The organism is Ancylobacter sp. GW821-FHT10E12 (assembly GCF_058809335.1).
The window spans coordinates 41,281-53,921 of record NZ_JBXASN010000024.1; the positions used below are offsets into that span (position 1 = coordinate 41,281).

Below are 12,641 nucleotides of genomic sequence, written 5' to 3' on the forward strand. Positions count from 1 at the left end.
CGTCGCCGCGCTGGCGTTGCGGAGTGGAATCGGCTAGATAAAACAACCCGTTATGCAATCTACGGAAAGTCGATTCCTTGTCCGATTCCGATACGCTGAAGCCGGAGGACGACGGTCCCTCGGATATCCGGCCCGTCTCCATCACCGAGGAGCTGTCGCGCAGCTATCTCGACTATGCGATGAGCGTGATCGTTTCACGTGCGCTGCCGGACATACGCGACGGTCTCAAGCCGGTGCATCGCCGCATCCTGTTCTCGATGCGCGAGAACAACTACACGCCGGAGCGTCCCTACAATAAATCCGCCCGCGTCACCGGCGACACGATGGGCAGGTACCATCCGCACGGCAACCAGGCGATCTACGACGCGCTGGTCCGCCTGGCGCAGGACTTCTCCATGCGCCTGCCGCTGATCGACGGGCAGGGTAATTTCGGCTCGATCGACGGCGATCCGCCGGCGGCGGAGCGCTACACCGAGGTGCGGCTCGCCCGCCCCGCCATGTCCCTGCTCGACGATCTCGACAAGGACACGGTCGACTTCCAGGACAATTACGACGGGCGCGAGCAGGAGCCGACGGTGCTGCCGTCGCGCTTTCCCAATCTCCTGGTCAACGGCGCCGGCGGCATCGCCGTCGGCATGGCGACCAACATCCCGCCGCACAATCTCGGCGAGGTCGTCGACGCCTGCACCGCGCTGATCGACGAGCCGGATATCGACGTCGAGAAGCTGATCGACATTCTGCCGGGGCCGGACTTCCCCACCGGCGCGCTCATCCTCGGGCGCAGCGGCATCCGCCAAGCCTATCTGACCGGCCGCGGCTCCATCGTCATGCGCGCCCGCGCCACCGTCGAGACGATCCGCAAGGATCGCGAGGCGATCATCATCACCGAGATCCCGTATCAGGTGAACAAGGCGACGATGATCGAGCGCATGGCCGAGCTGGTGCGCGACAAGCGGCTGGAAGGCATCTCCGAGATCCGCGACGAATCCTCCCGCGAGGGGCTGCGCGTGGTCATCGAGATCAAGCGCGACGCGCAAGGCGACGTCGTCCTCAACAATCTCTACCGGATGACCGCGCTGCAGACCTCCTTCGGCGCCAACATGGTGGCGCTGAACGGCGGCCGGCCGGCGGTGATGACGCTGCTCGACCTGCTCACCGCCTTCGTTGCCTTCCGCGAAGATGTGGTGAGCCGGCGTACGAAGTTCCTCCTGCGCAAGGCGCGCGATCGCGCCCATGTGCTGGTGGGTCTGGCGATCGCCGTCGCCAATATCGACGAGGTGATCCGCACCATCCGCACCTCGCCGGATCCGGCGACGGCGCGTGAGCTGCTGATGACGCGCCACTGGCCGGCGCTCGACGTGGCGCCGCTGATCGCGCTGATCGACGATCCGCGTCACCGCCTCGCCGAGGACGGCACCTATCGGCTCTCGGCCGAGCAGGCGCGCGCCATTCTCGACCTGCGCCTGCAGCGCCTCACCGCGCTGGGCCGCGACGAGATCGCCGACGAATTGGACAAGATCGCCGTCGAGATCCGCGAGTATCTCGACATCCTGGCGAGCCGCGAGCGCATCCGCCAGATCGTCAAGGACGAATTGCTGGAGGTGAAGGCGCTGTTCGGCACGCCGCGCCGTACCGAGATCGCCGAGGCGGAGGGCGATTTCGAGGATGAGGACCTCATCGCCCGCGAGGACATGGTGGTGACCGTGTCGCATGCCGGCTATGTGAAGCGCGTGCCGCTTTCCACCTACCGGGCGCAGCGCCGCGGCGGCAAGGGCCGCTCCGGCATGCAGACGCGCGACGAGGATTTCGTCACCCGGCTGTTCGTCGCCTCCACCCATGCGCCGGTGCTGTTCTTCTCCTCCAAGGGGCAGGTCTACAAGCTCAAGGTCTGGCGCCTGCCGATCGCCACCCCGCAAGGGCGCGGCAAGGCGCTGGTCAACATCCTGCCGCTGGATGGCGACGAGCGCATCACCTCGATCATGGCGCTGCCGGAGGAGGAAGCCTGGGGCCGCCTGCAGATCATGTTCGCCACCACCGGCGGCACGGTGCGGCGCAACGAGCTGTCGGACTTCACCAATGTGAACCGCAACGGCAAGATCGCCATGAAGCTGGAGGAGGGCGAGGCGATCGCCGACGTCCAGCTCTGCACCGAGGACGACGACGTGCTGCTCACCAGCGCGCGCGGCCAGTGCATCCGCTTCCCGGCGACCGAGGTGCGCGTCTTCAAGGGGCGCGATTCCATGGGCGTGCGCGGCGTCCAGCTCGAGGATGGCGACAGGCTCATCTCGATGGCGATCATCCGCCATGTCGAGGCGACCTCCGAGGAACGCGGCGAGTATATCAAGCGCGCCAATGCGGTACGTCGCAGCCTTAATGAAGTGGATGAGATTGCCGACGCCGAGTTCGAGATCGCGGAAGTGGATGCCGAGGACGTCGCTTCCGCCGGCGGCGAGCTCGGGCAGGCGCGCTATGCCGAGATGGGCGCCGCCGAGCAGTTCATCCTCACCGTGTCGGAAAACGGCTACGGCAAGCGCACCTCGTCCTTCGAGTATCGGACCACGCGGCGGGGCGGCAAGGGCATCGTCGCCATGGCAGTGAACGGGCGCAACGGGCCGCTGGTCGCCTCCTTCCCGGTGGAGGAGTCCGACCAGATCATGCTGGTGACCGATGGCGGCCAGCTGATCCGCTGCCCGGTGAACGGCATCCGCATTGTCGGGCGCGGCAGCCAGGGCGTCATCGTGTTCGACACCGCCGAGGACGAGAAGGTGGTCTCGGTCGAGCGCGTCAACGAAGAGGACGCGGAGGCTGGGGACGACGCCGGCCCGGACGACATCGCGTGAGGCACGGTCGGTGTCCCGGGCCGCCGGCGCTTGCGCTGGCGGCTCGGCCCGGCTAACCCTTTCGCGCTCCGCGCGCCAACGTTGCCGACCCTCGGCGCGCCGATGAGAGACTGCTCATGAGCGCCCTGCGCACCGCCTTCTATCCGGGCTCGTTCGATCCGCCGACCAACGGCCATGTCGAGGTGGCGCGCGCCGCCGCCCGCATGGTCGACCGGCTGGTGGTCGGCGTCGGCATGCATCCCGGCAAGACACCGCTGTTCCCGGCGGAAGAGCGGCTGGAGATGCTGACCGAGATCTTCGAGCCGATCGCCCGCAACGAGGGCGCGGCCTTCGAATGCATCACCTTCGCCGACCTGGTGGTCGAGGCGGCGCATCGCCACGGGGCGCGGATCCTGGTCCGCGGCCTTCGTGACGGCACCGATCTCGATTACGAGATGCAGATGGCGGGCATGAACGCCGTGCTGCGGCCGGAGGTGCAGACCGTGTTCCTGCCGGCCTCGTCGGTTTCCCGCCCTATCACCGCCACCCTTGTCCGGCAGATCGCCGCCATGGGAGGCGACGTCGCGTCCTTTGTGCCGGCTCCCGTGCTCGGCCGGCTGGCCGCGCGGCTCGGCCGCCCCCTTTGATTGCCACGCGGCCGACGCCGCGCCCGCATTGGAGTTTCCTAGATGATCCGCAGCCTGATCGCCGCCTTCGCCCTCACCTTCGCGCTGGCGCTGCCGGCCTCCGCCCAGACCGCGGCGGCCCCCAAGACCGACCCGCAGAACACGATCGTCATGCAGACCACCAAGGGGCCGGTGGTGTTCGCGCTGCGTCCCGACATCGCCCCGCAGCACGCCGCGCGCATCAAGCAGCTGGCGCGCGAGGGCTTCTATGACAACGTGCCGTTCCACCGCGTCATCGAAGGCTTCATGGCCCAGACCGGCGACGGCCAGTATGGCAACGGCACCGGCGGCTCGCGCTATCCCGACCTGCCGGCCGAATTCTCCAGCGTGCCGTTCAAGCGCGGCACCGTCGGCATGGCCCGGGCCTCCAGTCCGAACAGCGCCAATTCCCAGTTCTTCATCACCTTCGGCGACGCCTCTTTCCTCAATGGCCAGTACACCGTGATCGGGCAGGTCGTCTCGGGCATGGAGAATGTCGACAAGCTCAAGCGCGGCGAGCCGGTGCAAAACCCGGACAAGATCGTCTCGATGAAGGTCGCCGCCGACGTGAAGTGAATCCCGAAAGGGACAGATATCTCAAGGAGTACAAGACATGAGCGCTACCACTGAGACCTTCCTGCTGCTCGAGACCACCCAGGGTCCGGTCAAGATCCGCTTTCGCCCCGACCTCGCCCCCGGCCATGTCGCGCGCATTTCCGAGCTGGCCACGCAGGGCTTCTACGACAACGTGCCGTTCCATCGCGTGATCGAGGGCTTCATGGCCCAGACCGGCGACGGCCAGTTCGGCAACGGCACCGGCGGTTCGGGCAAGAAGCTCAAGGCCGAGTTCAACAAGGGCCGGCACGTGCGGGGCACCGCCTCCATGGCCCGCGCCCAGAACCCGGATTCCGGCGACAGCCAGTTCTTCATCTGCTTCGGCGATGCCTCCTTCCTCGACGGCCAGTACACCGTCTGGGGCGAGGTGGTCGAAGGCATGGAGAATGTCGACAAGATCAAGCGCGGCGAGCCGGTGCAGAACCCGGACAAGATCGTCAAAGCGTCCGTCGCTGCCTGATCGGCCGACCGTTTCGCGATTCGTCATCCCGGCCGCGCGCGAGCGCGCGCCGGGATGCTTTTATAAGACCTCCCGTGTACCGGTGCGTTGCTGCGCGACGCCCGGCTGAGCCGTCAGATTCCATGCGCGTCGACCTCTTCGATTTCGATCTGCCGCCCGAACGGATCGCCTTGCGCCCCATCGAGCCGCGCGAGGCCGCACGTCTGCTGGTGATCCGGCCCGGTGGCGTGCCGGAGCTGGAGGATCGGCATGTCGGCGACCTGCCGGCGTTTCTGGCACCCGGCGACGCCCTCGTCGTCAACGACACCCGCGTCCTGCCCGCCCGCCTCGACGGCCTGCGCCGCCGGCCCGGCGGTTCGGACGTTCGCGTCGAGGCGATGCTGCACAAGCGCCTGGCGCCTGACAGCTGGCTCGCCCTTGCACGTCCCGGCAAGCGCCTGGCGGCCGGAGATGCCATCATCTTCCAGTCTCCCGACGGCGAGGCGACGCTGGCCGCCGGGATTGCCGCGAAGGGCGAGGGCGGGGAGATCGCCCTGCGTTTCGAATTCGCCGGCGCGGCCCTCGATGAAGCGGTGGCGCGGGTCGGCCACATGCCGCTGCCGCCCTATATCGCCGCCCGCCGGGCGGAGGACGCGCGCGACCGCGCCGATTACCAGACCATGTTCGCCCATGAGGAGGGCTCGGTCGCCGCGCCGACCGCGGGGCTGCATTTCACGCCGGCGCTGGTCGACCGCCTCGCCGCGCGCGGCGTCGAGCTGCACCGGGTGACCCTGCATGTCGGCGCCGGCACGTTCCTGCCGGTGAAGGCGGACGACACGTCCGGCCACAGGATGCACGCCGAATGGGGCGAGGTGTCGGAGGCGACCGCCGCCGCGCTCAACGCGGTGAAGGCGCGGGGAGGGCGGGTGGTCACCGTCGGCTCCACCGCCACGCGGCTGATCGAGAGCGCCGCCGCCTCCGGCCGCCTGGAGGCCTGGCAGGGCGAGACCGACATCTTCATCACGCCCGGTTACCGCTTCCGCTTCATCGACGCGATGATGACCAATTTCCACCTGCCACGCTCGACGCTGGTGATGCTGGTCGCCGCCCTGGTCGGCCACGAAACGCAGAAGCGTGCCTATGCCCATGCCGTCGCGGCCGGCTATCGCTTCTATTCCTATGGCGATGCCTGCCTGCTGTTTCCCGAAGGCGCGAGATGACCGACCCGTTCCACTACCGCCCGCTCGCCACCGACGGGGCCGCCCGCCTCGGCGAGGTGGTCACCCCGCGCGGCGTGGTGCGCACGCCGGCCTTCATGCCGGTCGGCACCGCCGCCACGGTGAAGGGCATGTATCCCGCGCAGGTGCGCGAGCTCGGCGCCGATATCGTGCTCGGCAACACCTATCATCTGATGCTGCGCCCGACCGCGGAGCGCATCGCCGGCCTCGGCGGGCTGCACAGCTTCATGCGCTGGCCGCATCCGATCCTCACCGATTCCGGCGGCTTCCAGGTGATGTCGCTGGCCTCGCTGCGGAAGCTGACCGAGAAGGGCGTCACCTTCCGCTCGCATATCGACGGCAGCTATCACGAAATGTCGCCGGAGCGCTCCATCGAGATTCAGGGGCTGCTCGGGTCGGATATCCAGATGCAGCTGGACGAGTGCGTGCGGCTTCCGGCGGCACCGGACGATGTGGCGCGGGCGCTGCGGCTGTCGCTGCGCTGGGCGGAGCGTTCCAAGCGGGCCTTCGAGGCACAGCCGCCGGGCCGGGCGCTGTTCGGCATCGTGCAGGGCGGCGACGTGCCGGAACTGCGCGTCGAATCGGCGCGCGGGCTCGTCGATATCGGCTTCCAGGGCTATTCGATCGGCGGCCTCGCCGTCGGCGAGCCGCAGGAGGTGATGCTGGCGATGATCGATACGGTCGCCGATATCCTGCCCTCGGACCGGCCCCGCTACCTGATGGGCGTCGGCACGCCGGACGATATCATCGAGGCGGTGGCGCGCGGCGTCGACATGTTCGACTGCGTGATGCCGACGCGGGCCGGCCGCCATGCGCTGGCCTTCACCCGCTTCGGCCGCATCAACCTGAAGAATGCCCGACACGCCGAGGATCCGCGCCCGCTGGACGAGGAAAGCGACTGCCCGGCGGCGCGGGACTATAGCCGCGCCTATCTCCACCATCTCATCCGCTGCGACGAGATGCTGGGCTCGATGCTGCTGACCTGGGTCAACCTCGCCTATTACCAGAGCCTGATGCAGGGCATTCGCACGTCGATCGCCGAGGGGCGGTTCGAGGCGTTCAAGGCCGCGGTGAAGGAGGGTTGGGCGAAAGGCGATATCCCGCCGCGCGGATAGACGACCTCGAATGGAAATGGCCGGACGCAAAGTCCGGCCATTCGCGATGCGCCGTGCCGCAGCGTGCCGTTCAGCCGTGCAGCTTGCCGGCGATGGTGGCGACGTGCTTGCCCTGGAAGCGGGCGGCATCGAGCTCGATCTTGGAGGGCTGGCGCGAGCCGTCGCCATCGGTGATGGTGGAGGCGCCATAGGGCGAGCCGCCCTTGATCTCATCGAGGCCCATCTGGCCCTGGAAGGCGTAGGGCAGGCCGACCACCACCATGCCGTGATGCATCAGCGTCGGCACGAAGCCGAGGATGGTCGATTCCTGGCCGCCATGCTGGGTGGCGGAGGACGTGAATACCGAACCCACCTTGCCGACCAGCCCGCCGGAGAACCACAGGCCGCCGGTCTGGTCGATGAAGCTGCGCATCTGCGAGGCGACGGTGCCGAAGCGGGTGCCGGCACCGAAGATGATCGCGTCGTAGTCCTTCAGCTCGTCGACGGTCGCCACCGGCGCCTTCTGGTCCAGCTTGAAATGGTTCTGCTTGGCGATCTCGACCGGCACGGTCTCGGGAACGCGCTTCACCACCACGTCGGCACCGGCCTCGCGGGCGCCTTCGGCGACGGCTTCGGCCATCGTCTCGATGTGACCATAGGTAGAATAGTAGAGAACGAGAACCTTTGCCATGTCGGTAGCTCCATGCATCCTGGCGAGGCCGGCCGCAGCCGACCGGGGGTGTTGGCAGGAAGCTAGTTGCTTCGGCCGTGCACGGGAAGCTCGATGCGTGACAGATCGAATTTGCGGGATTGCAATGATCTGGCGGTAGTGGGATCGGCATTGTCGATGGCTGGGCGCGAGTCGCGGCAGCTTCTTGCCTTCCGTCGCCGAAACCCTTAAGCCCCCTCCCGTGGGAGCCCGTAGCTCAGCCGGTAGAGCACGTGACTTTTAATCATGGGGTCTCGGGTTCGAATCCCGACGGGCTCACCACGTAAAACCTTGACCGCGCTATATTTCTGGGACGTCCGCCCGATGAGCGCGTTCCTGCCGGTCCGGCAGGCGTTCCAGCGCTCGGTTCACGCCTCGTTCTTCCGGCTCGCGACGCGCAGCCCGGTGCCCCGCGCCGTCTTGTTCAGGGTGCCGCGGTTGTCGCGATGAACCGTCGTGATCCGGCTGTGGCCGACCGCGTTCACGACATCGGCGTCCTGCGCCCCCGCCTCCACAGCGTCCGTCACCGCGCCGGCCCGAGCCTCCAAGTTAAGGCACGGATGTTCGCCGGTCCTTCCGACAGGATCCACGCGCGGCACATATCGTCGGCAAAATAGTATATATAATCCATAGACAAAAATTCTCATCGAACTATGTTGGCGCGGATCAAGGCGCGGGATCGCTCCGCACCAGTTGCCACCCTTAACGAAGGAGCTCATCGGCATCTTGGCAGCTCACGCCGCTGGTCCGGATGACCAGAGCCGTCGCTACGGACGCTGATCATGCGCCATGACCAACAGTTCCCTTATCCACCTCAACGTGTTCCTGCCCACCACCGGGCATCACGAGGCCTCCTGGCTGCACCCTGCCACCCAGCCGGAGCGCACCACCGACATCGGCTATTACCGCGAGGTCGCCGCCATCGCGGAGCGCGGCCGCTTCGACTCGCTGTTCCTCGCCGACCAGCTCGCTCTCGGCCGCAGCGTGCGGCATGTGGCGCAGGGCAAGCTGGAGCCGCTCACCTTGCTCTCGGCGCTGGCCGGCTCCACCGAGCGGATCGGGCTTATCGGCACCGCCTCCACCACCTATTCCGAGCCCTACAACCTCGCCCGCCAGTTCGCCTCGCTCGACCATATCAGCGGCGGGCGCGCCGGCTGGAACATCGTCACCTCCTGGTCGGCGGAGGCGGCGGGCAATTTCGGCCTCGCCCAGCGCAACTCGCATTCCGACCGCTACCGCCGCGCCACCGAATATGTCGATGTGGTCGGCAAGCTGTGGGACAGCTGGGAGGACGACGCCCGCCTCTATGACCGCACCCGCGGCATCTATGCCGATACCGACCGCATCCACGCCATCGACCATGTCGGCGAGGACTTCCGGGTGCGCGGCCCGCTCGACCTGCCGCGCTCGCCGCAGGGCCGGCCGGTCTATGTGCAGGCCGGCTCCTCCGACGAGGGTCGCGCCTTCGCCGCCCGCTATGCCGAGGCGATCTTCACCGCCCAGCAGGAGCTCGCCGACGCGCAGGCCTTCTATGCCGACGTGAAGGGCCGCGCCGTCTCCTATGGCCGCGACCCGGACGGCATCAAGATCCTGCCCGGCCTCTCCCCCATCCTCGGCTCGACCGAGGCGGAAGCGCGCCGGCGCGAGGAGGAGCTCAACGACCTCACCATCCCGGCGGTGGGGCTCAAGCACCTGTCCCAGCGTTTCGACGGCTTCGACTTCACCGGCTTCCCGCTCGACGAGGTGATCCCGGCGGAGGCCTTCCCCCGCTCGGCAACGGTGCAGGGAGCGCAGAGCCGCTCGCAGGTGATCCTCGACATCGTCGACCGCGAGCGCCCGACCCTGCGCCAGCTGCTGCGCCGCCTCGCCGGCGGGCGCGGCCACAAGGTGCTGGCCGGCACCCCGGCCGCCGTCGCCGACCACATCCAGCTCTGGGTCGAGAACCGCGCCGCGGACGGCTTCAACATCATGCCGGCCACCATCCCGACGGGTCTCGCCGATTTCGTCGACGAGGTGGTGCCGATCCTGCGCCGGCGCGGGCTGTTCCGCACCGAATATGAAGGTCGGACGCTGCGCGACCATTACGGCCTCGCCCGCCCGGCCAGCCGCTACGCGAAATCGGCCTGACCGGCCTGCATTTGTACTGATCGTACACCTCACTGTACTGACCGACGGAGCCTCACGTGAGCTTGTCGTCCCCCGCCCTCCGCTTCGCACCCCCGCCGCCGCAGGCGGCCGACCGGCCCCGGCTGGAGCTGCGGGCCCTCCGCAAGCGGCTCGGCGACACCGCCGCCGTCAACGGCATCGATCTCAGGATCGCGCCGGGAGAAAGCGTGGTTCTTCTAGGGCCTAGCGGCTGCGGCAAGACCACGACCCTGCGCATGGTCGCCGGCTTCCTCCAGCCGGATGGCGGCGAGATCCATCTCGACGGCGTGCTCGCCTCGAATGCCGGCTTCGCCTTTCCGCCGGAGAAGCGCCAGCTGGGCATGGTGTTCCAGTCCTATGCGGTGTGGCCGCACAGGACCGTGGCCGAGAATGTCGGCTACGGTCTTGAAGTTGCAGGAAAAAATCGCACCGAGATCGAGGCCGGCGTCGCCGCGGTGCTGGACCTCGTGCAGCTCGGCCCGCTAGCGAAGCGCTATCCGGCGGAGCTGTCCGGCGGCCAGCAGCAGCGCGTGGCGCTGGCCCGCGCGCTGGCGACCCAGCCCTCGCTGCTGCTGCTCGACGAGCCGCTCTCCAATCTCGACGCCTCCCTGCGCGAGGAGATGCGCTTCGAACTGCGCGCTCTCCAGAAAAACATCGGCCTGACAACGCTTTACGTCACCCACGACCAGGACGAGGCCCTCGTGCTGGCCGACCGGATCGTGGTGATGAACAAGGGCCGCATCGAGCAGCTCGGCACGCCGGAAGAGGTCTACCGCACCCCGGCGAGCCGTTTCGTCGGCAGCTTCGTCGGCATCGCCAACCTGCTCGAAGGCGAGGTCGAAGCCGTCGACCGCAGCGCCGGCAAGGTGCAGATCGCCCTCGATGCCGGCGACCGGCTGTGGAGCCGCGCCCCGGCGCGCTGGCTCGCCGACGCCGCGCCGGGCAGCCGCGCCACTGTGCTGCTGAGGCCGGAGGATTTTCGCCTCGAACAGCCGCAAGTGGCTGATCAGGAAGCCGGAATCGAGGTGGCCTTCCGCTCCGAATCCTTCCTCGGCAGCCATTACGAGCTGAAGCTCCAGGCCGGCGCGACGCATCTGCGCGTGCAGTCGCGCCGCCGCGGCACCTTCGTCGACGGGCGCACGCGGCTCTGGGTGCGGCCGGGCAGCGCATGGGTGGTGGCATGAGCGAGATCGCCGCCTCCCATCATCTCGCCGAGGGCGAGCCTGCGGCCGCCGTGCCGGCGCTGCGGCGGCTCTCCACCTTGCAGCCGGTCCGCTTCCTCGTCATCGGCGGCTCGATTGCTATCCTGTTGGCGCTGATCGCTTATCCGCTGGTGCTGCTCGCCGGCTACAGCTTCGTCGACGCCCATGGCCACTTGACCTTCGACACGTTCGAGAAGGCCTTCGCCCGCCGCGGCATGTGGCAGGCGACGGTCAATTCCGCATGGCTGGTCGCCTTCGTGACCGTCGGCGCCTGCCTGCTGGGCGTGCCGCTGGCCTGGATCGTCGCCCGAACCGATGCACCCGGCAAGGCGCTGGTGACGCTGTCGGCCGGCATCTCCTTCGTGATCCCGACCTTTATCTCGGTGATCTCCTGGATCTTTCTCGCCGCGCCGAATTCCGGCTATCTCAACAGGTTGGCGGTGGAATATCTCGGCTTCGCCCAGGCACCGTTCAACATCATGAGCTTCGGCGGCCTGGTCTTCATCGAGATCATCGGCGTCTATCCGCTGGTGTTCTTCGCGGTCAGCGCCGCCCTGAACAATATCGACGCCAGCCACGAGCAGGCGGCGCGCGTCCTCGGCGCCGGCCGGCTGCGCACCACGCTCACCATCACCCTGCCGCTGGTGCGCCCGGCGATCCTGTCGGCGGTGATCCTGGTCATGCTCGACGCACTGTCCTCCTTCGGCGCGCCGGCGGCCATCGGCACCATGGCGAATTTCTCGGTCATCACCACCAAGATCTACGATTTGCTGAAGTTTCCGCCGCAGTTCAACTATGCGGCGGCGGTGGCGATGCCGATCCTGATCGTCACCGCGTTGAGCCTGCTGATCCAGAAATACGCCATCCGCAGCGAGAATTTCCGCACACTGACCGGCAAGGCGAGCGCAGACCAGATCACCCAGCTCGGCCGCTGGCGCTGGGTGGCGGGTGGCTACTGCCTCGTCGTCGCCTTCGGCACCGCCGTCCTGCCGGTCGGCGCGCTGCTGCTGCTCTCGCTGCTGTCCTCCTTCGGCGCGCCGATCACCCTCGACAACCTCGTCACCAAGCACTACGCGCTGATCTTCGACCAGGATTTCGTCGCCCGCGCCTCGATCATCCATTCGATGCTGCTGGCGCTCGCCACCGCCACCGTCTGCGCCATGCTCGGCCTGGTGCTCGGCTGGGTGGTGGAGCGGTTCCGCTTCTTCGGCCGCGAGCTGATCAGCTTCCTGGTGATGATCGCCTACGGTTTTCCCTCCATCGCCTATGCGGTGGGAATCCTGATGGGCTATGTCGACCTGTTCTACGGCACGCTGACGCTGATCCTTATCGCCTATGCCGGCAAGCTGTTGCCCATCGCCTTCGTGCTGGTGCGGAACGGCATCCAGCAGCTCTCCACCGACCTCGAGGAGGCGGCGCGCATTTCCGGCGCCGGCTGGCTGCGCTCCATCAAGGACGTGACCTTCCCGCTGGTGCGCGGCGCGGTGGGCATCGCCTGGGTGCTCGTCTTCTCGCTCAGCCTGCGCGAGCTCTCCATGTCGGCGATCCTGGCCCAGTCGGACACCCAGGTGATGCCGACCGTGGTGCTGCAATTCATCGAGGACGGGGCGGTCGAACTGGCTGCCGCGCTCGCCGTCATCATCGTCGTCGTCAGCCTGTCCATGCTCGGCCTCATCCGCCTCTTCACCCGCAAGAAGACGGCCGCCGTCCACTAG

General features: G+C 67.7%; 11 protein-coding genes and 1 tRNA gene. 10 read left to right on the top strand and 2 right to left on the bottom strand.

Annotation, left to right across the window (positions count from 1 at the left end; genetic code table 11):
- The first annotated feature begins 77 nt into the window (after window positions 1-77).
- The 6 genes from gyrA (at window position 78) to tgt (ending at window position 6,891) form a co-directional block, all read left to right on the top strand.
- On the top strand, window positions 78-2,840 hold the full coding sequence (gene gyrA / locus AC1RU4_RS24290; protein WP_492894094.1) for a DNA gyrase subunit A: 2,763 nt from the start codon (window positions 78-80) through the stop codon (window positions 2,838-2,840).
- Between the two features lie 116 nt (window positions 2,841-2,956).
- The gene (gene coaD, locus AC1RU4_RS24295; RefSeq protein ID WP_492894096.1) at window positions 2,957-3,466 is read left to right on the top strand and encodes a pantetheine-phosphate adenylyltransferase; all 510 of its coding nucleotides are present in this window, start codon (window positions 2,957-2,959) and stop codon (window positions 3,464-3,466) included.
- A gap of 42 nt (window positions 3,467-3,508) precedes the next feature.
- Window positions 3,509-4,060 (top strand): peptidylprolyl isomerase, encoded by a 552-nt coding sequence (locus AC1RU4_RS24300; RefSeq protein ID WP_492894098.1) that lies wholly within the window; start codon window positions 3,509-3,511, stop codon window positions 4,058-4,060.
- A 37-nt stretch (window positions 4,061-4,097) separates the two neighbouring features.
- Window positions 4,098-4,559 carry a peptidylprolyl isomerase gene (locus AC1RU4_RS24305; protein ID WP_492894100.1) on the top strand — a complete coding sequence of 154 codons (462 nt, stop codon included), beginning with the start codon at window positions 4,098-4,100 and terminating at the stop codon, window positions 4,557-4,559.
- Window positions 4,560-4,681: 122 nt separating this feature from the next.
- Window positions 4,682-5,758 (top strand): tRNA preQ1(34) S-adenosylmethionine ribosyltransferase-isomerase QueA, encoded by a 1,077-nt coding sequence (queA, locus tag AC1RU4_RS24310; RefSeq protein ID WP_492894102.1) that lies wholly within the window; start codon window positions 4,682-4,684, stop codon window positions 5,756-5,758.
- Window positions 5,755-6,891: a tRNA guanosine(34) transglycosylase Tgt gene (tgt, locus tag AC1RU4_RS24315; RefSeq protein ID WP_492894104.1), complete on the top strand. Its 1,137-nt coding sequence runs from the start codon at window positions 5,755-5,757 to the stop codon at window positions 6,889-6,891. Before queA ends, tgt begins: the two co-directional genes overlap by 4 nt.
- Window positions 6,892-6,961: 70 nt before the next feature.
- On the opposite strand, the gene wrbA is transcribed toward tgt, so the two are convergent.
- The gene (wrbA, locus tag AC1RU4_RS24320) at window positions 6,962-7,561 is read right to left on the bottom strand and encodes an NAD(P)H:quinone oxidoreductase type IV (protein ID WP_492894106.1); all 600 of its coding nucleotides are present in this window, start codon (window positions 7,559-7,561) and stop codon (window positions 6,962-6,964) included.
- A 224-nt stretch (window positions 7,562-7,785) separates the two neighbouring features.
- Between wrbA and AC1RU4_RS24325 the strand changes: the two genes are divergently transcribed.
- Window positions 7,786-7,861, top strand: a tRNA-Lys gene (locus tag AC1RU4_RS24325).
- Window positions 7,862-7,947: 86 nt separating this feature from the next.
- Here AC1RU4_RS24325 and AC1RU4_RS24330 read toward each other — a convergent pair.
- Entirely contained in the window at window positions 7,948-8,106 is a 159-nt protein-coding gene (locus tag AC1RU4_RS24330) for a hypothetical protein (RefSeq protein WP_492894108.1), read from the bottom strand.
- 262 nt (window positions 8,107-8,368) lie between these two features.
- Between AC1RU4_RS24330 and AC1RU4_RS24335 the strand changes: the two genes are divergently transcribed.
- Genes AC1RU4_RS24335 through AC1RU4_RS24345 form a run of 3 tightly spaced genes read left to right on the top strand, consistent with a single transcriptional unit; the run spans window position 8,369 to window position 12,641 of the window.
- Window positions 8,369-9,706: an LLM class flavin-dependent oxidoreductase gene (locus tag AC1RU4_RS24335; protein ID WP_492894110.1), complete on the top strand. Its 1,338-nt coding sequence runs from the start codon at window positions 8,369-8,371 to the stop codon at window positions 9,704-9,706.
- Window positions 9,707-9,762: 56 nt separating this feature from the next.
- Window positions 9,763-10,908 (top strand): ABC transporter ATP-binding protein, encoded by a 1,146-nt coding sequence (locus AC1RU4_RS24340; RefSeq protein ID WP_492894112.1) that lies wholly within the window; start codon window positions 9,763-9,765, stop codon window positions 10,906-10,908.
- On the top strand, window positions 10,905-12,641 hold the full coding sequence (locus AC1RU4_RS24345) for an ABC transporter permease (RefSeq protein ID WP_492894114.1): 1,737 nt from the start codon (window positions 10,905-10,907) through the stop codon (window positions 12,639-12,641). Before AC1RU4_RS24340 ends, AC1RU4_RS24345 begins: the two co-directional genes overlap by 4 nt.